The 20,765-nt window shown below is 58.7% G+C and carries 20 protein-coding genes; 7 read left to right on the top strand and 13 right to left on the bottom strand.

The window, feature by feature from the left end; all coding sequences use genetic code 11:
* Positions 1 to 248: 248 nt before the first annotated feature.
* From treR to nrdG, 5 genes are all read left to right on the top strand, one after another.
* Positions 249 to 1,196 carry a trehalose operon repressor TreR gene (treR, locus tag DOU50_RS21530; protein ID WP_024907266.1) on the top strand — a complete coding sequence of 316 codons (948 nt, stop codon included), beginning with the start codon at positions 249 to 251 and terminating at the stop codon, positions 1,194 to 1,196.
* 129 nt (positions 1,197 to 1,325) lie between these two features.
* A complete protein-coding gene (gene treB, locus DOU50_RS21525) occupies positions 1,326 to 2,744 on the top strand; it encodes a PTS trehalose transporter subunit IIBC (protein ID WP_024907267.1) in 1,419 nt (472 codons plus the stop codon).
* Between the two features lie 52 nt (positions 2,745 to 2,796).
* Positions 2,797 to 4,440, top strand: coding sequence for an alpha,alpha-phosphotrehalase (gene treC, locus DOU50_RS21520; protein ID WP_048992988.1), 1,644 nt, complete (start codon positions 2,797 to 2,799; stop codon positions 4,438 to 4,440).
* A gap of 374 nt (positions 4,441 to 4,814) precedes the next feature.
* Positions 4,815 to 6,953 (top strand): anaerobic ribonucleoside-triphosphate reductase, encoded by a 2,139-nt coding sequence (nrdD, locus tag DOU50_RS21515; RefSeq protein ID WP_048992989.1) that lies wholly within the window; start codon positions 4,815 to 4,817, stop codon positions 6,951 to 6,953.
* A gap of 141 nt (positions 6,954 to 7,094) precedes the next feature.
* Positions 7,095 to 7,559, top strand: a complete 465-nt coding sequence (gene nrdG / locus DOU50_RS21510) for an anaerobic ribonucleoside-triphosphate reductase-activating protein (RefSeq protein WP_032651464.1) — start codon at positions 7,095 to 7,097, stop codon at positions 7,557 to 7,559.
* 32 nt (positions 7,560 to 7,591) lie between these two features.
* Here nrdG and DOU50_RS21505 read toward each other — a convergent pair whose 3' ends face one another.
* From DOU50_RS21505 to DOU50_RS21460, 10 genes are read right to left on the bottom strand one after another with little or no spacing between them, the layout of a single operon-like run.
* Positions 7,592 to 9,502 carry a BglG family transcription antiterminator gene (locus DOU50_RS21505; RefSeq protein ID WP_024907271.1) on the bottom strand — a complete coding sequence of 637 codons (1,911 nt, stop codon included), beginning with the start codon at positions 9,500 to 9,502 and terminating at the stop codon, positions 7,592 to 7,594.
* Positions 9,503 to 9,521: 19 nt separating this feature from the next.
* Positions 9,522 to 10,658, bottom strand: a complete 1,137-nt coding sequence (locus DOU50_RS21500) for a lactonase family protein (RefSeq protein ID WP_148770220.1) — start codon at positions 10,656 to 10,658, stop codon at positions 9,522 to 9,524.
* A gap of 25 nt (positions 10,659 to 10,683) precedes the next feature.
* A complete protein-coding gene (gene dagF / locus DOU50_RS21495; RefSeq protein ID WP_024907273.1) occupies positions 10,684 to 11,424 on the bottom strand; it encodes a 2-dehydro-3-deoxy-phosphogluconate aldolase in 741 nt (246 codons plus the stop codon).
* On the bottom strand, positions 11,421 to 12,539 hold the full coding sequence (locus tag DOU50_RS21490) for a DgaE family pyridoxal phosphate-dependent ammonia lyase (RefSeq protein ID WP_148770218.1): 1,119 nt from the start codon (positions 12,537 to 12,539) through the stop codon (positions 11,421 to 11,423). The genes dagF and DOU50_RS21490 overlap by 4 nt, the downstream gene beginning before the upstream one ends.
* Positions 12,523 to 13,656: an amidohydrolase/deacetylase family metallohydrolase gene (locus DOU50_RS21485; RefSeq protein WP_148770216.1), complete on the bottom strand. Its 1,134-nt coding sequence runs from the start codon at positions 13,654 to 13,656 to the stop codon at positions 12,523 to 12,525. Before DOU50_RS21485 ends, DOU50_RS21490 begins: the two co-directional genes overlap by 17 nt.
* 42 nt (positions 13,657 to 13,698) lie before the next feature.
* Positions 13,699 to 14,340: a DUF4310 family protein gene (locus DOU50_RS21480; protein ID WP_014068673.1), complete on the bottom strand. Its 642-nt coding sequence runs from the start codon at positions 14,338 to 14,340 to the stop codon at positions 13,699 to 13,701.
* Positions 14,341 to 14,353: 13 nt separating this feature from the next.
* Positions 14,354 to 15,130 carry a DUF4311 domain-containing protein gene (locus DOU50_RS21475; protein WP_008501408.1) on the bottom strand — a complete coding sequence of 259 codons (777 nt, stop codon included), beginning with the start codon at positions 15,128 to 15,130 and terminating at the stop codon, positions 14,354 to 14,356.
* Positions 15,131 to 15,152: 22 nt separating this feature from the next.
* Positions 15,153 to 15,452 carry a DUF4312 family protein gene (locus DOU50_RS21470; protein WP_006810338.1) on the bottom strand — a complete coding sequence of 100 codons (300 nt, stop codon included), beginning with the start codon at positions 15,450 to 15,452 and terminating at the stop codon, positions 15,153 to 15,155.
* Positions 15,453 to 15,454: 2 nt separating this feature from the next.
* A complete protein-coding gene (locus DOU50_RS21465) occupies positions 15,455 to 15,817 on the bottom strand; it encodes an SFCGS family glycine-rich protein (RefSeq protein WP_010427372.1) in 363 nt (120 codons plus the stop codon).
* Positions 15,818 to 15,827: 10 nt separating this feature from the next.
* On the bottom strand, positions 15,828 to 16,166 hold the full coding sequence (locus DOU50_RS21460) for a glycine dehydrogenase (RefSeq protein ID WP_025911967.1): 339 nt from the start codon (positions 16,164 to 16,166) through the stop codon (positions 15,828 to 15,830).
* Between the two features lie 416 nt (positions 16,167 to 16,582).
* Between DOU50_RS21460 and DOU50_RS21455 the strand changes: the two genes are divergently transcribed.
* Positions 16,583 to 16,738 carry a Hok/Gef family protein gene (locus DOU50_RS21455; RefSeq protein WP_032651446.1) on the top strand — a complete coding sequence of 52 codons (156 nt, stop codon included), beginning with the start codon at positions 16,583 to 16,585 and terminating at the stop codon, positions 16,736 to 16,738.
* Positions 16,739 to 16,808: 70 nt separating this feature from the next.
* On the opposite strand, the gene cybC is transcribed toward DOU50_RS21455, so the two are convergent.
* Together cybC and pmbA are read right to left on the bottom strand one after the other, a co-directional pair.
* Entirely contained in the window at positions 16,809 to 17,195 is a 387-nt protein-coding gene (cybC, locus tag DOU50_RS21450; RefSeq protein WP_023334302.1) for a cytochrome b562, read from the bottom strand.
* 41 nt (positions 17,196 to 17,236) lie between these two features.
* Positions 17,237 to 18,589 (bottom strand): metalloprotease PmbA, encoded by a 1,353-nt coding sequence (gene pmbA, locus DOU50_RS21445; RefSeq protein WP_148770214.1) that lies wholly within the window; start codon positions 18,587 to 18,589, stop codon positions 17,237 to 17,239.
* Between the two features lie 95 nt (positions 18,590 to 18,684).
* On the opposite strand from pmbA, the gene yjgA reads away from it, so the two are divergent.
* Positions 18,685 to 19,236, top strand: a complete 552-nt coding sequence (yjgA, locus tag DOU50_RS21440) for a ribosome biogenesis factor YjgA (protein ID WP_024907281.1) — start codon at positions 18,685 to 18,687, stop codon at positions 19,234 to 19,236.
* An 85-nt stretch (positions 19,237 to 19,321) separates the two neighbouring features.
* Here yjgA and mpl read toward each other — a convergent pair whose 3' ends face one another.
* Positions 19,322 to 20,701: a UDP-N-acetylmuramate:L-alanyl-gamma-D-glutamyl-meso-diaminopimelate ligase gene (mpl, locus tag DOU50_RS21435; protein ID WP_024907282.1), complete on the bottom strand. Its 1,380-nt coding sequence runs from the start codon at positions 20,699 to 20,701 to the stop codon at positions 19,322 to 19,324.
* Between the last annotated feature and the right edge of the window lie 64 nt (positions 20,702 to 20,765).

The raw sequence follows: 20,765 nt of genomic DNA, 5'->3' as shown, positions 1-20,765 counted from the left end.
CTTACCGGAAAGAACGCATTCTCCCGTTCAGGAGAGGTGTGGGATCGGGATCCATGAAGCCTCCGGTAAGTAAAAAGTAGGGTGTCGCCGCGCAGTATAAGGATTTAAGCGTACCCTTTGTGACGATTCGGGCGGTATTATACCCCCCTGCAAATAAACCGAACGTAAACCAGACTTTGCCCATAGCGAAATCGCGCTATAGCATTAGGCTCAATTGACCATTTTGTCGTTGTTACAGGGAATACAGCATGCAGAACCGCCTTACGATTAAAGACATCGCGCGTTTAAGCGGCGTGGGGAAATCAACCGTCTCACGCGTGCTGAACAACGAAAGCGGCGTCAGCGAACGCACCCGCGAGCGCGTTGAGGCGGTCATGAATCAGCACGGCTTTTCCCCTTCCCGCTCCGCGCGCGCCATGCGCGGGCAGAGTGACAAAGTGGTCGCCATCATTGTTTCGCGTCTGGATTCTCTGTCTGAAAACCTCGCCGTGCAGACCATGCTGCCCGCCTTCTATGAGCAGGGATATGACCCGATCATGATGGAGAGCCAGTTCTCGCCACAGCTGGTGGAAGAGCATCTGGGCATGCTCCAGCGGCGCAACATTGACGGCGTGGTGCTGTTCGGCTTTACCGGCATCAAAGACGAGATGCTAAAACCCTGGCAGCCGTCGCTGGTGCTGCTGGCGCGCGATGCCCACGGTTTTGCATCCGTCTGCTATGACGACGAGGGCGCGATTATCACCCTGATGCAGCGCCTGTTTGACGAAGGCCATCGTCATATCAGCTTCCTCGGCGTGCCGCACGCGGACGTCACCACAGGCAAGCGTCGCCATGAGGCCTATCTGGCCTTTTGCAAAAAGCACAACCTCTCCGCCGTGGCCTCTCTGCCGGGGCTGGGCATGAAGCAGGGCTACGAGCAGGTCGCCAGCGTTCTGACGCCGCAGACCACCGCGCTGGTGTGCGCCACGGATACCCTGGCGCTGGGTGCCAGCAAATATCTGCAGGAGCAGCGCATCGATAACCTGCAGGTGGCGAGCGTCGGCAGCACGCCGCTGATGAAGTTCCTGCACCCGGAGATCATCACCGTCGATCCGGGCTACGCCGAGTCCGGCAGACAGGCCGCCACGCAGCTGATCGAGCAGATCAACGGGCGCGCTGAGCCGCGTCAGATCGTCATTCCCGCTCACCTTTCGTAACCCTCCTAAAACAGATTATTGTGATCTTCGCCTGATTTCGGGAACGTTCCCATTTTCGCCGTCACGCTGAAGGAGTAGGCTTGCGCTCAGGTCATTACACCCCCTCACCATCTGTCATGAGGTTTCATGATGAGTAAAGTCAAACAAGCAGATATCGATCGGCTGATCGTCCTGGTCGGCGGCCGCGAAAACATCGCTACCGTCAGCCATTGCATTACCCGCCTGCGCTTCGTGCTGAACGATCCGGCCAAAGCCAACCCGAAGGCCATTGAAGAACTCTCCATGGTTAAAGGCTGCTTCACTAACGCCGGTCAGTTCCAGGTCGTGATTGGTACCGAAGTGGGCGATTACTATCAGGCTCTGCTGGCAACGACCGGGCACTCCTCCGCCGATAAAGAGCAGGCGAAGAAGGCCGCGCGCCAGAACATGAAGTGGCACGAGCAGCTGATTTCCCACTTCGCGGAGATCTTCTTCCCGCTGCTGCCGGCGCTGATCAGCGGAGGCTTGATCTTAGGCTTCCGTAACGTCATCGGCGACGTGCCGATGAGCGACGGCAAAACCCTGGCGCAGATGTATCCGGCGCTGAAAACCGTGTACGACTTCCTGTGGCTGATTGGCGAGGCGATCTTCTTCTATCTGCCGGTCGGGATCTGCTGGTCCGCCGTGCGCAAGATGGGCGGTACGCCGATCCTCGGTATCGTACTGGGCGTCACGCTGGTCTCTCCGCAGTTAATGAACGCTTACTTACTTGGTCAGCAGGTGCCTGAGGTGTGGAACTTCGGCCTGTTTACCATCGCCAAAGTGGGCTATCAGGCGCAGGTCATTCCGGCCCTGCTGGCGGGCCTGGCGCTGGGCTTTATTGAAACCCGACTGAAGCGCATCGTGCCGGATTACCTCTATCTGGTGGTGGTGCCGGTCTGCTCGCTGATTCTGGCGGTCTTCCTGGCGCATGCCTTTATCGGTCCGTTTGGCCGCATGATTGGCGACGGCGTGGCCTTCGCGGTGCGTCACCTGATGACCGGCAGCTTCGCCCCGATTGGCGCCGCGCTGTTTGGCTTCCTGTACGCCCCGCTGGTGATCACCGGCGTGCACCAGACCACGCTGGCCATTGATATGCAGATGATCCAGAGCCTCGGCGGCACGCCGGTCTGGCCGATTATCGCCCTGTCTAACATTGCTCAGGCGTCCGCGGTGACCGGCATCATCATCGTCAGCCGCAAGCACAACGAACGCGAGATCTCCGTTCCGGCGGCCATCTCCGCCTACCTCGGCGTCACCGAGCCGGCGATGTACGGTATCAACCTGAAATACCGCTTCCCGATGCTCTGCGCGATGATCGGTTCCGGTCTGGCGGGCCTGGTGTGCGGACTGAACGGCGTAATGGCAAACGGGATTGGCGTCGGCGGCCTGCCGGGCATCCTCTCCATCCAGCCCGCTTACTGGCAGGTGTTCGCCCTGGCAATGGCCATCGCGATCGTCGTCCCAATGGCGCTCACAACCGTGGTTTACCAGCGTAAGTTCCGTCAGGGCTCGCTGCAGATTGTTTAACTCTCTCTTTCGGGGCGCAGTTGCGCCCCCTTCGCATTTGCAGGAACACACTATGAATACCCTTCCTCACTGGTGGCAAAACGGCGTTATCTACCAGATTTACCCCAAGAGCTTCCAGGACACCACCGGCAGCGGCACCGGCGATTTACGCGGCGTGACGCAGCGCCTGGACTACCTGAAAACCCTCGGCATCGACGCCATCTGGCTGACGCCGTTTTATATCTCCCCGCAGGTGGATAACGGCTACGACGTGGCGAATTACACCGCCATCGACCCGGCGTACGGCACGCTGGATGATTTCGACGAACTGGTCGCCGAGGCGCACCAGCGCGGCATTCGCATCGTGCTGGATATGGTGTTCAACCACACCTCAACCCAGCACCCCTGGTTCCGGGAATCGCTGAACAAAGCGAGCCCGTACCGCCAGTTCTACATCTGGCGCGACGGCACGCCTGAGCAGTTGCCCAACAACTGGCGCTCCAAGTTTGGCGGCAACGCCTGGCGCTGGCACGCGGAGAGCGAGCAGTATTACCTGCACCTGTTCGCGCCGGAGCAGGCGGACCTCAACTGGGAAAACCCGGCGGTGCGCGGCGAGCTGAAAAAGGTGTGCGAGTTCTGGGCCGACCGCGGCGTCGACGGCTTGCGCCTCGACGTGATTAACCTGATTTCGAAAGATCAGGATTTCCCGAATGACGAGGCGGGCGACGGTCGCCGCTTCTACACTGACGGGCCGCGCATCCATGAATATCTGCAGGAGATGAGCCGCGACGTCTTTACCCCGCGCAACCTGATGACGGTAGGCGAGATGTCCTCAACCTCGCTGGAGAACTGCCAGCAGTACGCGTCGCTCGACGGAAGCGAGCTGTCGATGACCTTTAACTTCCACCACCTGAAGGTGGACTACCCCGGCGGCGAAAAGTGGACGAAGGCGAAGCCGGACTTCGTGGCGCTGAAAACCCTCTTCCGCCACTGGCAGCAGGGGATGCATAACAAAGCCTGGAACGCGCTGTTCTGGTGTAACCACGACCAGCCGCGCATCGTGTCGCGCTTCGGTGACGAAGGAGAATACCGCGTTCACGCCGCAAAGATGCTCGGGATGGTGCTGCACGGCATGCAGGGCACGCCGTATATTTACCAGGGTGAAGAGCTGGGGATGACGAACCCGCACTTCAGCCGCATCACCGATTACCGCGACGTGGAAAGCCTGAACATATTCGCCGAACTGCGCGCCAACGGCCGCGATCCGGATGAATTACTGGCGATTCTGGCGAGTAAGTCCCGGGATAACGGGCGAACCCCAATGCAGTGGGACGCGTCGCACAATGCGGGCTTTAGCGAGGGCGAACCGTGGATTGGCGTCTGCGACAACTACGAAACCGTGAACGCCCGCGCGGCGCTGGACGATGCGGATTCCGTCTTCTATACCTATCAGTCGCTGATTAGCCTGCGCAAAACCCTGCCGGTGCTGACGTGGGGAGATTATGAAGATCTCCTGCCGGAACACCCTTCTCTGTGGTGCTACCGTCGCCGGTGGCAGGGACAGACCCTGATTGTTGCGGCAAACCTGAGCAATACGCCTCAGGAATGGCAGACAGACCTTCTCAGCGGTAAGTTGCAGGTAATGATGAGTAACTACCCGACACCACCAACGACGTCGCTGCGTCCGTTTGAAGCCGTCTGGTGGTTGCAACAGTAACCGTCCTGCCGGGTGCAGCCCTGCACCCGGCTTACTTTACTGTTTTTGTTGAATAATTAATCAGATTTTTCTCGCTCGCCTTTACAAATGCTGTAGCGCCCGCCGTTTGTACTCTCGCCTTTTTACTTTGTTCTGAATCAAATAAATCGCAAACATGTTTGATGCAAATCACTATATGTAGCACTTAAAATGCACGCCGACCCAATATCTTGTATTTATCGTCTACTATTCCAACAACAAGACGGCGCTTACGCTGGCCGGAATTGTGGATAACACGAGCCGGGAACGCGGGAAGTCTTTGGCCTGGCGGGAAATGCGTCCGGTGAATACTTCTCCACCTCTGTGGATAACCTGTTTTCAAAAATGGAGTGATCATGACACCGCATGTGATGAAACGTGATGGCTGTAAAGTGCCGTTTAAATCAGAGCGCATCCAGGAAGCCATTCTGCGTGCAGCTAAAGCAGCGGGAGTCGATGACGCAGATTACTGCGCCACCGTCGCAGAAGTCGTTAGCAGCCAGATGAATGAACGCAGCCAGGTCGATATCAACGAAATCCAGACCGCGGTTGAGAACCAGCTGATGGCAGGACCTTACAAGCAGCTGGCGCGCGCCTATATTGAGTACCGCCACGATCGTGACGTTCAGCGCGAGAAACGCGGCCGTCTGAACCAGGAGATCCGTGGCCTGGTCGAGCAGACCAACTCTGCGCTGCTCAATGAAAACGCCAATAAAGACAGTAAAGTGATCCCGACCCAGCGCGATCTGCTGGCCGGTATCGTCGCCAAACACTATGCCCGTCAGCATCTGCTGCCGCGCGACGTGGTGTCTGCGCACGAGCGCGGCGAAATTCACTACCACGATCTCGACTACTCGCCATTCTTCCCGATGTTCAACTGCATGCTGATCGACCTGAAAGGCATGCTGACCCACGGTTTTAAAATGGGTAACGCCGAGATTGAACCGCCTAAGTCGATCTCCACGGCCACCGCGGTCACGGCGCAGATTATCGCCCAGGTCGCCAGCCACATTTATGGCGGGACCACCATTAACCGCATTGACGAAGTGCTGGCTCCGTTCGTCACGGCGAGCTTCAACAAGCATCGTAAAACGGCTGAAGAGTGGCAGATCCCGGACGCTGACGGCTACGCCCATTCCCGCACCGAGAAAGAGTGCTACGACGCCTTCCAGTCGCTGGAATATGAGGTGAACACGCTGCACACCGCCAACGGCCAGACGCCGTTTGTGACCTTCGGTTTTGGTCTTGGCACCAGTTGGGAATCACGCCTGATTCAGCAGTCCATCCTGCGCAACCGTATTTCCGGCCTTGGCAAAAACCGCAAAACTGCGGTGTTCCCGAAACTGGTGTTCGCGATTCGCGACGGCCTGAACCACAAGTTTGGCGATCCAAACTACGATATCAAACAGCTGGCGCTGGAGTGCGCGAGCAAGCGCATGTACCCGGACATCCTGAACTACGATCAGGTCGTCAAAGTCACCGGTTCGTTTAAAACGCCAATGGGCTGCCGCAGCTTCCTCGGCGTGTACGAGGATGAAAACGGCGAGCAGATCCACGACGGGCGCAACAACCTGGGCGTCATCAGCCTGAACCTGCCGCGCATCGCGCTGGAGGCAAAAGGTAATGAAGCTGAATTCTGGACACTGCTGGATGAACGTCTGCAGCTGGCGCGGAAAGCGCTGATGACCCGTATCGCCCGTCTGGAAGGGGTGAAAGCCCGCGTCGCGCCGATCCTCTATATGGAAGGAGCCTGCGGCGTGCGCCTGAAGGCGGACGATGACGTGTCTGAGATCTTCAAAAACGGTCGCGCGTCGATTTCGCTGGGCTATATCGGCATCCACGAAACCATCAACGCGCTGTTTGGCGACACGCACATGTACGACAGTGAGGCCCTGCGCGAAAAAGGCATCGCCATCGTTCAGCGCCTGCGCGACGCGGTTGACCAGTGGAAAGAGGAAACCGGCTACGGCTTTAGCCTCTACAGCACGCCGAGCGAAAACCTGTGCGACCGCTTCTGCCGTCTGGACACCGCCGAATTCGGGATTGTGGAAGGCGTGACCGACAAAGGGTACTACACCAACAGCTTCCACCTCGACGTGGAGAAGAAGGTAAACCCGTACGACAAGATCGACTTCGAAGCGGGCTATCCGCCGATCGCCAGCGGCGGGTTCATCTGCTACGGCGAGTACCCGAACATTCAGCACAACCTGAAGGCGCTGGAAGACGTGTGGGATTACAGCTACCAGCACGTGCCGTATTACGGGACCAACACGCCTATCGACGAGTGCTACGAGTGTGGCTTTACCGGTGAGTTCGAGTGTACGAGTAAAGGCTTTACCTGCCCGAAATGCGGCAACCACGACGCGGCCCGCGTCTCCGTGACCCGTCGCGTGTGCGGCTACCTCGGCAGCCCGGACGCGCGTCCGTTTAACGCGGGCAAGCAGGAAGAGGTGAAGCGCCGCGTGAAGCATCTGGGGAATGGGCAGATCGGGTAAGTTCTGCGCAGGGTACTCCCCCTCACCCTACCCCTCTCCCTCAAGGGAGAGGGAACCGATCGAGCACATTGCTAATCCTGACTCCGGTTTTCTCCCTCTCCCTGTGGGAGAGGGCCGGGGTGAGGGCATCAGGTTAACGCTATGAACTATCACCAGTACTACCCCGTCGACATCGTCAACGGCCCCGGCACCCGCTGCACCCTGTTCGTGTCAGGCTGCGTCCACGAATGCCCTGGCTGCTACAACAAAAGCACCTGGCGCTTAAATTCCGGCATGCCGTTTACCGCTGAAATGGAAGACAAGATCGTCAACGACCTGAACGACACGCGCATTCACCGTCAGGGGATTTCCCTCTCCGGCGGCGATCCGCTGCATCCGCAAAACGTGCCGGATATTTTGAAGCTGGTGAAGCGCATTCGCCGCGAGTGCTCGGGAAAAGATATCTGGGTCTGGACAGGCTACAAGCTGGATGAACTGAACGCGCAGCAAATGGAAGTCGTGGATCTGATTAACGTCCTGGTCGACGGCAAGTTCGTGCAGGATTTAAAAGACCCGGCGCTCATCTGGCGCGGCAGTAGCAACCAGGTTGTGCATCATTTGCGTTGATCAAAGGCGGATGTTATCCATCCGCCCTTATCTCAAAAACGACTCAAACTCTCCATCGCCACCGCCTTAAATCCGGCAAAATCCTCGCAGCTACAGAGACGTGACATCGCCCGCTCACGCAGGAAGGTGACGAAGATATCGTAAATCGCCATCGCCTCTTCGTATTCGCTTTTGCTGATGGCAAGCAGGAAGATGACGTGCGCGGTTTCGTCGCCCCACTGAACGCCGTGCGGGGCAAGCACGGTGTAGACCACCGTTTTCTGCGCCAGCAGGCCGAGGGAGTGCGGGAGCGCAATGCCGTCGCCGAGCATGGTGCTGACGATTGCTTCACGCTCGACGACGGAATCCAGGAACTCCGCGCCGACAAAACCCTCGCCTTCAAGCTGTTCACACAGCTCGCGGAACAGCGTCTGCTGATCGATCGGCTTGTCGATAATGCGGAAATGGGCCGCGTCGAAGTATTTATCCAGCATCCACGGACGGGTGCGATCCACCAGCACCAGTTTGCCAATCTGCTCCAGCTGATAGTCGGTCGGGAACGGGGCAATCATCACCACCGGTTTTGACTTTTCGCTGACGCGGGCGGTGGCGATCACAAAGTCTTCGCCAATCGTTTCCGCCAGCTCGTACTCGCGCAGGGTGAGCGTGCGCGTGACCTCAATCTGCGGATATTTACGCTGCAGCACCGCCTCAATCATGCGGACCATGGCATTACCGGCGTCGCATACCAGCAGCACGCGCGGCTGACGCTGGTAGCCAATGTTGTAGTGACGCTCCAGCCCGACGCCAATATGCAGCACCAGGAAACCAATCTCGTTTTCGCTGATCACATACGGCGTGTATTTGCCCCAGCTCGACACCGCCGCGAGGGTCATGTCCCACGCCATCGGGTAGTGCTGCTTGATGTTATCCAGCAGCGGATTGGGGATCATGATTTGATACCGCACGCGGGTGATCATGGTTTTGATATGCGTGAGCAGGTCCGCGTGCAGCTGCGCGTCGCTAAGCAGGTTGTAGTTATAGTGGGTGTTGATGTAGCGCAGGATGTAGTTGACCAGCGCTTCGTCGTCGTCGGCGTTAATTGCGCTCGGGGCAATCTCCTGAATCTGCCGCGCCGCAATGTGCACGCACAGCCAGCTCTCCTCCGACGGCGAAAGCGTTTTGCCTGCCAGTTGCTGGATGGTCACCGCGATATCTTTCGCCGCCTCGCGCACGTTCTCTTCCACGTCTTCGGCGTGGAATTCCGGCAGCGGATAGCCCTCGCTGATGCGCCGCACCGACACCGCGCAGTACAGGCGTAGGAACAGCTCGCCTTCATCGGTCAGGCGAATGTGGTGACGCGTCAGGGCGTCGTGCAGCACCGGCACCATCTGCTCCGCCACGCCCGCATTCAGCGCCACGTCGGTCACCAGCGGGTTCAGGCTGTCCTGCTGCGCCAGCTCCCAGAGCAGATCGGTCAGGCAGGCGCGGGTCGACATCTCGCTGCCAAACAGCTTCATGCCGTGGCGCGGACGGGTTTCCAGCGTCAGGTTGTAACGATGAAACCACTCGCGCACCTCCGCCATGTCGCTTTGCAGCGTGGCGCGGCTGACGAACCACTCGTCCGCCAGATCCTCCAGCTTAAGCGAAAACGCCGAGGTGAGAAAACGCACCACCAGATAATGCACGCGCTCCGGCCCGGTCCGGGGAATACGCAGCGCGCGCGGGTGGGATGCCTGAAGCTGCTGATAGCGCCCGGCATCCTCAATTTTGAGCTGATAGCCGTTGCCCCGGCTCAGGATAAACTGCGCGCCGTGGCTGGCCAGCAGCGCGTTAAGGGCGGTAATGTCCGCACGGACGGTTCGCGTGGAGACCGACAGCCGCTGCGCCAGCTCGTCCTGCGGCAGCGTCTCGTTTTGCAACAGATCGAAAAGTTGCGCTAAACGTTGGTTCGGAAATCGCACGGGTTTGTCCTCTTACGGCTTAAGGTGAAATGACCATCTGGGATGGGCTGCCGACCGGGGTATAGTCTGGCTCAAAGCTTAGCTTGCCGTCCTGACCGACGCGGAAACGGGTAATGTTGTCGCTCCGCTGGTTCATGACGTACAGCCAGCGCCCCTGCTTATCGAGCGTCAGGGTGCGGGGATAATCACCACGCGTCCACACATCGTCCTGATGCGTCAGCGTACCCTCCGCTGTTACGGTAAAGTGCCCGATGCTGTTATGCAAACGGTTAGCCACATACAGCTGTTTGCCATCAGCGCTTAATGCCAGCCCGGCAGCAAAGCTGGTGCCTTTGTAGCCTTCCGGCAGGGCTGAAAGCGTTTTGCCCTCTTTTAAGGTGCCGTTGGCGTTCACGGTATAATGGGTGAGCGTAGACGCCTCTTCGTTAATCAGCCACAGGGCATCGCCTTTTGGCGTAAAGACAAAGTGGCGCGGTCCGGCGCCTTTCGAGGAAGCGCTGATAAACGGCGGATCGTTCGGCGTCAGCTTCCCGGTTCGATCGTCTAAACGGTACTGGTAGAGGCGATCCAGCCCCAGATCGGTGGAAAACACATATTTCCCGCTCGGATCGGCGGCGATCATATGCGCGTGGGGGCCATTATGATCGCTGATCGCGAAACTACCCTCCACAGCGGCTTCGGGCTTCGCCGCGCCCGGTTCGCCCTTGTCCTGATGTGTGTCCGTGGCGCCCCCCAGGCTGCCGTCTGCCTTGATCGGCAAAACGGCAATCGACCCGCTGACGTAGTTGGCCACCAGCAGATGGCGACCGTTCGGCGTCAGCGACAGGTAAACCGGCCCCGCGCCGCCGGAGGCCACCTGATTGAGCTCGCTCAGCGCACCGTTATCGCCGACGCGCAGCGCCTGCACCACGCCCTGCTCCACTTCGCTTGCCAGATACAGCGTTTTGCCGTCCTGTGAAAGGGTCAACTGCGCCGCATTCGGCAGTTTGCTCACCAGCGTTTTATTCGCCAGCGCGCCGGTTTGCGGGTCAACGGTAAAGCGGTACAGCCCTTCGCCGTTGGGGTTGTAGGTGCCCACCCAGGCGTATTGCGTCTGGGCGATCGCGGCAGTGGTCAGTAAAGAAAGTGAAGCGACAAGCAGGGTACGGGTGTGCATGGTGGCTCCTGTATATGTGTGAATTCTACTTCACCAGCTTCTTCGTCATCGCCAGCAGGGTACGCACATCTTCCGGACGCGTATCGCCGCTGGCTTTGTCGATAATTGAGCTGTAGATATGCGGGATGATTTTGCTCACGCCCGCGTCGAGGGCGATCTGCAGGATCTCCTCATAGTTTTCCAGATCGATACCTCCGGTTGGCTCCAGCCAGAAGTCGTGACGGGCGCAGGCTTCCGCCACCGCCTTGTACTCGTCACGGCACTTCAGGCCGCCCATCGGGAAGTATTTGATTGAGCTGCCGCCGAAATCTTTCAGCAGGGCAATCGCGGTTTCAACCGGCACGATGCCGTCCGGGGCCGCGCTGCTCAGCGGTCCGGTAGAGATTTTCACCATCCCGACGGTGCCGGTCGGGGAGACCAGACCGTTAACCACGGATTCATTCTGCCCCAGCAGCGCGCGGCTGGTAGCCACGCCGGTAAAGACCTGGTTGACGTGCTGCGGCTGCACCTGGCGGGAGATTTCACTCACCATTGCCGACTGGTTCGGGTCGCCCGCGCCCAGGCCAACGGAGAGCGCGTTATCAATCAGGGCGGCGTATTCGCGCATATCGGCGACGGCGCTCGCCACGTCCGGGTAATTTTTGGAGAGCACGCCCACCAGCACGTGACCTTCCGCCGCCTCGTAAATGGCGCTGGCGTTGGCTTTGGAGCCTGCCAGCACGTTCAGACAGACGCGGTCACGGTAAAAGTTGGGGGTCAGTTTCATGCTTTTTTCTCCTGTCCTAATACTTCGCTAATGCGGCGGTACACGATGTTCAGCTGGTCAGCATTCACGCTGCGCACGTCCGCCTCGATAATCCCTTCGTTGGCCTTGTAGCCACGGAAGTAAATGGCGTATTCGCCCTGCTTGAGCTTCGCCACCAGGTCACCCGTGCCGACGCCCGTTGCGGCTTCGTCGAACTTAATCTCGGTGCGGGCGATGTCGCGTCCGGCGCTGTCCCAGACCACGCGCGCGGTCACACCGTTCAGGGTGTTGAGCGCCTCGATAAACGGCGTCATCTTCGCCACCATTTCCGCACCGCTCTCTTTGGTCGCCGTCAGGTAGTGTTCGATGGCGCAGGTCAGGCCAAGAATGCCCTCTTTGCCCACCTTCATGGCACGGCCAATGCCCGCCGTCTGGCGTTTTACCCACTCTACGTACTGGGTTTTGCCGATCACCAGCCCGCTGGTTGGCCCTTCGATCGCCTTCGCGCCGCTGTAGATCACCAGATCCGCGCCCGAGCGGTAGTACACGTGCAGATCTTCTTCCGCCGCGGCATCGACGATCAGCGGGAGATCGTGTTTACGTGCGACGACTGCCGCCTGCTCGACGCTGAGCATGCTTTTCTGCACGCAGTGGTGCGATTTGATATAGAGGATCGCCGCCGTGCGCGGGGTGATCGCCGCCGCCAGCTGATCGGCAGAGCATTCGTTGGCGTAGCCCGCCTCTACCAGCTTACCGCCACCCAGCGCCACCATGGTGCCCACCGGCGCGCCAAAGTTCACGTTGTGGCCTTTCGGCAGGACGATTTCGTTGTTCTCAATCGGGGTCACGTGCAGGTTTTCCAGCAGCCAGTCGCTGTCTTTGACCAGCACTGCCGCCACGGACTGGGCAATGCCCGCCGATGCGCAGGAGACGACTGTCGCCCCTTCCACATCCAGCAGCTTCGCGATGTATTCCCCGGTTTTATTGACCAGATCCTTCATCTCGAAATAGTGATTCATCCCGTCCATCGCCGCCTGTACCACTTCCGGGCGCGGCGTGGAGACGCCCAGCGCCGTCATGCGGCCAGAGGTGTTGATTACCTGCTTTAAGCGGTACTTCTCATAAATCGAAGGCATTTTCCGTGCTCCCTTGTTCGGTCATGTAGCCCTTGCCCGCGCGGATCGCAGCAAGCGGCACCAGAATGTGTTCAGCCTGCAGGCTGTCGTTTTCGGCATCCGTCAGCACCGTCGGCTGACGTTTAATCGTGAACAGCGTCAGGTCGGCGTCGAGACCCGGCTGAATGCGGCCTTTGCGCGCCAGGCGCAGGCCGTCGGCGGCGTTCGCGGTCACGCAGTCAATCACCTGCGGCAGCGACATGCCGATGGCGAGGAATTTCGACATCACGCTCGCCAGCGAGCCCACCGGGCCGTTGATGCGGTTGCGGCAGTAGATATCCGAGCTGATGGTGTGCGGCAGGATGCCCATCGCGATGGCGCGTTTCGCCACCTCAAAGCTAAAGCTCGCCGTGCCGTGGCCGACGTCCAGACGCACGCCGCGCTTCAGGGCAGAGGATATGGAGGCGCGCAGCTCGCCCGAGGGCGTCAGAATGCGGTTGGGCTTGCCGTTGTAGCAGTGGGTGATGATGTCGCCCGAGCTCAGCAGCTCGGCAATTTCGTCGAGGTTCGGCGGGTTGTTGCCGATGTGCACCATCAGCGGCAGGTCGCCGTTCTCTTTCTGAATGGCTTTCGCGCGCTCCAGCGGCGTAATGCCGTTTTCACCGACCACGCTGCTGCTCATGCGCGCTTTCAGGCCAACGATAAAATCGGGGTGACGTTTAACCGCCTGCTTCACCGCGTCAGCGTCGATGTTGGCCATATTGGCCAGCTCGTTCTGGGCAATCAGCCCCACGCGGGAGACGTTCAGCAGGGCAAACACCTCGGTGGAGGCCCTGCGGGTGATGTCATAGAAATCGTCCACGTCGTCGGCACCGGTACTGCCCGCGTCCACCACGGTGGTGACGCCGGTGGCAATGCCGACGCTGTCCGGTTCGTCGTGGTAAATCGGGGAGTTCGGGTAGCAGTGGACGTGGGAGTCAATCCAGCCTGCGCTAACGAATACGTTGCCGTTCAGCTCAACCGTTTTGCTGGCGGGAGCGTCAATGTCGCCCAGCGCCGCAATCTTCCCGTCCAGGATGGCGAGATCGGTCAGGGTATCGTCGGCAAGGCGCGCGCGGCGCAGGAGTAAATCAAACATGAGGATCTCCTGATAAGGCGGGCGCCTGAGCGCCCGCGGGTATTAAAGGGCGACCGGGAACAGCCAGCCCAACAGCATGGCACCGAGGATCGCACCGCCGGTAATGGGCTTCTGCCAGATGTAGAACAGCAGTGCCCCCAGCAGAGAACCCACGCCAATCGGAATGGAGGCGGTCATGGCGCTGAGGATAATCAACGGCCCGAGGAAGCGGCCGGAGGCGTTACCCGCGCCCATCATCACGTCTGCACCGTAGGTGGAGTTGCTCTGATTGATGGTGAACTTACGCGCCAGGATGATGACGTAGCCAATCGCCAGGCCAATCACCAGGCCGGTAATCAGCGCGGCAATGAAGTTGGTCACCGGGAACATGATCCCCGCGCCCAGCAGCAGCGCCGGAACGCCAAGACCGACGCCGGTCTGGATCGCCCCGCCGATATCCAGGATACCGACCAGCGAGCCTTCGATAATGCGGGCGAACAGGAAGCTTGCGCCGAACGCCGCCACCGCGCCGTAAACGCCGGTATCGATGCCCGCCTTCAGCATCGCCACGAAGGCCACTTCGTTAAACGCGCCGATGCCGTAGAGGTAGTACATGTGCGTCCCGGCGAAGACGCCGGAGGAGAGCAGGCCAACAAAGATCGGGAACGACCAGTCGGCATACCAAAAACCTTTATTCTGTTCCATTTAGAGGCTCCTGTTATTTACCGCTGAGCGAGTTGTGGATCATGTCGAGCCAGTTCGGCACGGTCAGATGGAAGGATTCGATCATCTTCATGTCGAAGCCGCGGAAGAAGCCGCTCAGCACGAACAGCAGGACGATAGCCGCCATCATCACTTTGGTGACGTGGTTCCAGCCGCTCTCCTCTACGCCTTTACCAATCAGGATCCCCAGCACCAGGCCCGGCACGGCGTTGCCCATAATCAGCTGCGCTGCGCCGCCGAAAATGGTCGCCCAGAAGCCCGATTTTTTACCCGCGTCGATGGCCGCCAGCCAGAAGATCACCGGCATCACGGTGTTGACCAGCAGGTTTGCCGCCGGCACCAGCACCTTGACGGCGGTGACCTGAAGCGCAGCCGGTACGGAGGAGGCGGTAAGGTTAAGGAAGGTCACGACGATCATGCCGATTACGCCGCAGGCAATCGCCATTTTGCGCGGATCGTGCAGCGTTTCGCCGACGTTACGGTTTTTGATCATCAGTGCAGCAGCACCCCAGTTCGGGATGATGCGGTGGTCAACGTCCTGTGTGAAGGCACCCGCGGCCACGGAAGAGGCCCAGGCGTTAAAGAAGAAACCTAACCCAAAAGAGAAGTGGGACGCCGGATCCCCTTCACAGGAGTTCAGTTCCCCCAACGTACGAAACGCGCCCATACCCTGAGTGGTAGGCGCATGAAACATGCGTGCAGCCCCGGCTCCGACACCGACGCCAACCAGGCCGCCAATGATGAGCGATTTTATTAATATAATTAAGAACATCAGTCTGCCCTTTTATGAATAATCAGCGTTGCGTGACGAAATCCACCTGGTCAAGATTGATAGCGGTCACGTTGACGGTCACATCCAGCTCCACGCTGTAGGTGCGTCTTTCCCGGCGCAGAAAGAAGAACAGAAACGCTTCTTTACGCACCGCTTCTTGCGCCTGAACGACCTGCACATCCTGTGGCTCAATACGCAGTAAGATATGCGGTGAAGCTTTCATCACCGCGGCCTGAACGTGGTTGAGCGCGTCGGCAAAGGCGCGCGCTTTGGCGTCGCCTTTTCCCTTCACTCTCACCGTGGTTGTGAACTGTTCTTTCATGCTTATGCGCCGTATTTTTTCTGCCACGCCTGCACCAGACGCTCGCCCAGCTCTTCTTTATCCATAAAGCCGAAGCCCAGCACGTTGCAGCCTTCGTTGATGGCGGTCACGCCCTCTTCCACGGAACGCATGCCGTATTTGGCTTTGTAGCCATATTTGGTTTGGGCAGTGATGGCACCCGCGCCGCCGCTGCCGCAGAAGGAGATGCCGAAGGTGGCGTTTTCCGCTTTCATCATGTCGCCGAGCTTCATGTCCGCCGCCATGCCCGGCACAACCACCGCGCGTCCACCTGCTTTTTCCACACCGGCAGCCACTTTCTGACCTTTACCCAGGCGATCGCCAATCACGACTGTAATCTGTTCCATGTGTTGCTCCTTAAAGGTTGTCTTTCGCGACTTCAAAGTGAACGGAGAGCAGCCAGGCTTCTTCATCAGGAAGATTGCCAAACTGCGCGACCACTTCACGGGCGAGCCGCATTGAATCCGGTGAAATTTCGTCAAACAGCTCTGCTTCAACCTCCGGCAGCGGCTCGCCGGTCACGGACCGGTGCGCCATGGCGCGCACGTGGGAGGTGAGCATCTGCTCCTGTACCGCGTTGGGGATGATGTTGTTCCGGGCCAGCAGGGCATAAACCTGCTGCAGCATGGTGTTTGCGAGCTGTTCTGTTTGCTCTGCCTGTTCCCCAACGTCGTTCATTACCGCTCCGTTAATCACTGGTCTTACCCCGTTAATGGCTCTGGAATAAAACTAACGTTGGGGGGGAATTGTTTGTAGCGAGTTGTTTTCCACTTCGAAGTGGAAAGGCGAGCCGCGGCAGTGATCTGTGCCACATAAATGCGGTGAATCTGGATAAACCGCTGCATTTACGTGATGAATATCACGCTATTGCGCGGCCAAAACGGGGCAAGCAAAGCGGAAAAGATTACGAGCGGGCTCGTAGAAGTGTGACGTGGATAAGGTTTTCTTATGGGGATCCGCTAGAGTGGCAACGGGTGCTTGAGACTGACCGTCTCAGGCATGGGACGGTAAGTGGAAAGCCCCGCCTGATAGAAAATCAGGGCGGGGGCTCGAAACGACACGTCGGACCGTGGAGTTCGCTACCTCGCCCGCTTTAAAGCAAGGAGGCATCCATGAAACGCCAAAACCCAGGCATTGGAGTTTTGATGATTATTGCTTTGACAATAATCATCTTAACGCTGGTGACGCGGAAAACACTGTGCGAGATCAGTTTTCGAAACGATTCTTTTGCAGTGACAGCGAGGATGGATTGTCGCTCCGGCCAGTAGGGAGCAAGGATGCGGGGGCGCGTCATGCGCCTCCGCATACGGGCAAAGGACGTACAGCTCAGGCACCCAATTAACGATACTTTTGGTGGTACGTGTTGCGCGTGGTCACAAACTGCTCGGCCGCCGCCTGGGCTTCCTTCACTTTGCCTTCGTTAGCCAGCTTCAGCGCGCCGTCGATCTGGCCGACCAGCACGTCAAAGCCGTGACGGTAGTCTTTCATCTCTGCGCTGTCTGCGGCTTTGCTTTCCAGCTTAGGCGGGGTCGCTTTTTGGGCGTCCAGCGCCGCTTCACGCATTTTGGTCAGCGCGTCTTTCATTTCAGCCGCATTGTCCGTTTTCTGCACCACCTTCAGGTTTTGACCGAGGATGCCCATGTCGTCTTCAAGATCGGCAGCAAACGCAGAAGAGCCAAGAACCAGCGTTGAAGCCGCGACGATCGCTAACAGATGTTTACGCATTGCTCACTTCCTTTTTTATTATTAAAACGCCTTTACGGATATTACTGGCCGGCGATTTTCATTTCCGGCAGAAGTACAGAACCACACTGTATATTGCTACGTGTTTCAATATCGTTACCGACCGTAACGATATTGCGCCACATGTCCTTCAGATTGCCGGCAATCGTAATCTCGCTTACCGGATACTGAATTTCGCCGTTTTCCACCCAGAAGCCCGCCGCGCCGCGCGAGTAGTCGCCGGTGATGCCGCTTACGCCCTGGCCCATCAGTTCCGTGACGACCAGGCCGGTGCCCATCTCTTTCAGCATCTGCTCAAAGCTCAGGCCCTGCCCGGCAATGCGCCAGTTGTGGATGCCGCCAGCGTGTCCGGTGCTTTTCAGCCCCAGCTTGCGCGCGGAGTAATTAGTCAGCAGCCACTGGGTCAGCACGCCGTCTTTGACGATGTCACGACGTTCGGTACGCACGCCTTCGCTGTCGAACGGCGTGGAGGCCAGCCCTTTCAGCAGGTGCGGATGCTCTTCGATGGTCAGCCATTCCGGCAGGATCTGCTTGCCCAGCGAATCGAGCAGGAAGGTCGATTTACGGTAAACCGAGCCGCCCGCGATAGCGCCCACCAGATGACCAAACAGACCGGTTGCCACTTCGTTGGCAAAAATAACCGGGGCCTTCATGGTGGAGAGTTTGCGCGGCGACAGGCGAGACAGCGTGCGTTCGGCACACTCTTTTCCCACCCACTCAGGAGACTGCAAGTCCCCCAGCGCGCGGCCAATGGTGTAGGCGTAGTCACGCTCCATGTCTCCGTTCTCTTCGGCGATGACGCAGCTGGAGAGAGAATGACGAGTGGAGCAGTAGCCCTGCAGCATGCCGTGACTGTTGCCGAAGACTTTGATGCCGTAGTGGCTGTTGAAGCTGCCGCCTTCGGTATTGGTGATGCGTTTATCCGCCTGCAGGGAAGCCTGCTCGGCGCGCGCGGCCAGTTCGATCGCTTCGTCCGGGGTCACTTCCGCCGGGTGGAAAAGATCGAGATCCGGGGCATCAAACGCCAGCAGGTCTTTATCCGCCACGCCTGCGTAAGGATCCGGGGAGGTATAACGGGCGATATCCAGCGCCGCCTGCACCGTACGGGCAATAGCATCCGGACTGAGATCGGTGGATGACGCGCTGCCTTTGCGATTCTGGTGATACACCGTGATCCCCAGCGCGCCATCGCTGTTGAATTCGACATTCTCCACTTCGCCATAGCGGGTACTCACGCTGATGCCGGTGGTTTTGCTGACCGCCACTTCGGCGCCATCTGATTTTTCTGAAGCAAGCATCAGCGCGGTGGAGACGGCTTCTTCAAGAATCTTACGCTGCGCTTCAACTTGTGAGGTTACTTTCATCGCAAATGCCATACTGTAAGAGAGAGTTATCTGAAGTCTAACAGAGAACCGTTTTTCAGTGCGCGTCTTAACTGGTAACATTAGCCTCTTTTTTTAAGGAGCCTGACATGACTAAGCAGCCCGAAGACTGGCTCGACGACGTTCCCGGTGATGACATCGAAGACGAAGATGATGAGATCATCTGGGTCAGTAAAAGTGAAATTAAACGTGACGCCGAAGAGTTAAAACACCTTGGCGCGGAAATGGTAGAACTGGGTAAAAACGCGCTGGACAAGATCCCGCTCGACCAGGATCTGCGTGATGCCATTGAACTGGCACAGAAAATCAAAAAAGAAGGCCGTCGTCGCCAGCTTCAGCTTATCGGGAAAATGCTGCGTCAGCGCGATGTTGATCCGATCCGCCAGGCGCTGGACAAGCTGAAAAACCGCCACAACCAGCAGGTTGCGCTGTTCCACAAGCTGGAGCAGATCCGCGATCGCCTGATTGAACAGGGTGATGATGCCGTACCGGAAGTGCTGAACCTGTGGCCGGATGCCGACCGCCAGCAGCTGCGTTCCTTGATCCGCAACGCGAAGAAAGAGAAAGAAGGGAATAAACCGCCGAAATCTGCGCGCCTGATTTTCCAGTATCTGCGCGAGCTGTCTGAGAACGAAGAGTAATCCCCCCTCACCCCGCCCTCTCCCCAGAGGGGCGAGGGAGAAAAGAACGTAGGCCCGGTAAGCGCAAGCGCCACCGGGCTTTTTTTTACGCGTCGGCGGCCGCTTCCGCTTTCTTCGTAAGACCGTCCAGCAGCTTCTGATGGATCCCACCAAAACCGCCGTTGCTCATCACCAGAATGTGGTCGCCAGGCTGAGCGGCTTTCACCACCATATCCGCGAGCGCATCCACATCCGCGCTCCAGTGCGCAGGCTGAATGCAGGCGTCGGCGACTTCCGCCACCTGCCACGGAATATGCTGCGGCTGCAGCAGGAAGACTTCATCGGCACGTCCTAATGACGGCGCGAGATCGTCTTTACAGATGCCCATCTTCATGGTGTTCGAGCGCGGTTCCAGCACCGCCAGAATGCGCGCGGTACCGCCGACCTTGCCACGCAGGGCAGCAAGCGTGGCCAGAATGGCCGTTGGGTGGTGCGCGAAATCGTCATACACGGTAACGCCGTGGGCTTCACCGCGCAGCTCCAGACGGCGGCGGGCATTGATAAACGAGCCCAGCGCATTGGCTGCATCCGCAGGCAGCACGCCCACGTGACGCGCTGCTGCAATCGCCATCAGGCCGTTGTGCATGTTGTGCTCGCCCACCAGGCCCCACTTCACCTCACCCACTTTTTCACCGTCGAGCAGCACTTCCCACTCGGAGGCATCGGCGTTGAGTTTCTTCGCCTGCCAGTGGCCCTGCTCGCCCACCAGCTCCTGCTCGCTCCAGCATCCCATCGCCATCGTCTGCTTCAGGTTGATGTCGTTCTCCGGCAGGATGATGCGGCCCTGGCCCGGAACAATGCGCACCAGGTGGTGGAACTGTTTCTGGATCGCTTTCAGATCGTCAAAAATATCCGCGTGATCGAACTCAAGGTTGTTGAGGATCAGCGTGCGCGGGCAGTAATGCACGAACTTAGAACGCTTGTCGAAGAACGCGCAGTCGTATTCGTCGGCTTCGATCACAAAGAACGGGCTGTCGCCCAGACGCGCAGAAACGTCGAAATTACCCGGAACGCCGCCAATCACGAAGCCCGGCTTGTAGCCGCAGGCTTCAAGGATCCAGGTCGCCATTCCGGCGGTGGTGGTTTTGCCGTGGGTACCGGCAACGGCAACCACCCAGCGGTCGCGCAGGACGAAGTCATGCAGCCACTGCGGGCCGGACATGAACGGAATATTGCGTTCCAGTACCGCCTCGACGCACGGATTGCCGCGGGTCATGGCGTTGCCAATGATCACCAGGTCCGGCTCGGGATCCAGCTGGCTGGCATCGTAGCCCTGAATTAAAGCGATGCCCTGTTTCTCCAGAAGCGTGCTCATCGGCGGATACACATTGGCGTCCGAACCTGTCACTTCATGGCCCAGCGAGCGCGCCAGCATTGCCAGTCCGCCCATGAAAGTGCCACAAATCCCCAATATATGAATGCGCATACGTCACTATCCTTCTTCAATGTGGCGCACATTTTACTCACATGTTAGCGGCTGTGAAACGCAT

This window comes from Enterobacter sp. C6 (genome assembly GCF_008122455.1).
Taxonomy (GTDB): domain Bacteria; phylum Pseudomonadota; class Gammaproteobacteria; order Enterobacterales; family Enterobacteriaceae; genus Enterobacter; species Enterobacter pseudoroggenkampii.
This window is presented reverse-complemented; position numbering and strand designations above follow the sequence as displayed.

Bases quoted from the DNA above. Each gene is read 5' to 3' on its own strand.
- yjgA (WP_024907281.1), top strand. From the start codon at position 18,685: ATGACTAAGCAGCCCGAAGACTGGCTCGACGACGTTCCCGGTGATGAC.
- DOU50_RS21475 (WP_008501408.1), bottom strand. From the start codon at position 15,130: ATGTTCTTAATTATATTAATAAAATCGCTCATCATTGGCGGCCTGGTT.
- DOU50_RS21490 (WP_148770218.1), bottom strand. From the start codon at position 12,539: ATGCCTTCGATTTATGAGAAGTACCGCTTAAAGCAGGTAATCAACACC.
- DOU50_RS21485 (WP_148770216.1), bottom strand. From the start codon at position 13,656: ATGTTTGATTTACTCCTGCGCCGCGCGCGCCTTGCCGACGATACCCTG.
- treR (WP_024907266.1), top strand. From the start codon at position 249: ATGCAGAACCGCCTTACGATTAAAGACATCGCGCGTTTAAGCGGCGTG.
- treB (WP_024907267.1), top strand. From the start codon at position 1,326: ATGAGTAAAGTCAAACAAGCAGATATCGATCGGCTGATCGTCCTGGTC.
- dagF (WP_024907273.1), bottom strand. From the start codon at position 11,424: ATGAAACTGACCCCCAACTTTTACCGTGACCGCGTCTGTCTGAACGTG.
- nrdD (WP_048992989.1), top strand. From the start codon at position 4,815: ATGACACCGCATGTGATGAAACGTGATGGCTGTAAAGTGCCGTTTAAA.
- mpl (WP_024907282.1), bottom strand. From the start codon at position 20,701: ATGCGCATTCATATATTGGGGATTTGTGGCACTTTCATGGGCGGACTG.
- DOU50_RS21470 (WP_006810338.1), bottom strand. From the start codon at position 15,452: ATGAAAGAACAGTTCACAACCACGGTGAGAGTGAAGGGAAAAGGCGAC.
- DOU50_RS21465 (WP_010427372.1), bottom strand. From the start codon at position 15,817: ATGGAACAGATTACAGTCGTGATTGGCGATCGCCTGGGTAAAGGTCAG.
- cybC (WP_023334302.1), bottom strand. From the start codon at position 17,195: ATGCGTAAACATCTGTTAGCGATCGTCGCGGCTTCAACGCTGGTTCTT.
- nrdG (WP_032651464.1), top strand. From the start codon at position 7,095: ATGAACTATCACCAGTACTACCCCGTCGACATCGTCAACGGCCCCGGC.
- DOU50_RS21455 (WP_032651446.1), top strand. From the start codon at position 16,583: ATGAAACGCCAAAACCCAGGCATTGGAGTTTTGATGATTATTGCTTTG.
- DOU50_RS21500 (WP_148770220.1), bottom strand. From the start codon at position 10,658: ATGCACACCCGTACCCTGCTTGTCGCTTCACTTTCTTTACTGACCACT.
- treC (WP_048992988.1), top strand. From the start codon at position 2,797: ATGAATACCCTTCCTCACTGGTGGCAAAACGGCGTTATCTACCAGATT.
- DOU50_RS21480 (WP_014068673.1), bottom strand. From the start codon at position 14,340: ATGGAACAGAATAAAGGTTTTTGGTATGCCGACTGGTCGTTCCCGATC.
- pmbA (WP_148770214.1), bottom strand. From the start codon at position 18,589: ATGGCATTTGCGATGAAAGTAACCTCACAAGTTGAAGCGCAGCGTAAG.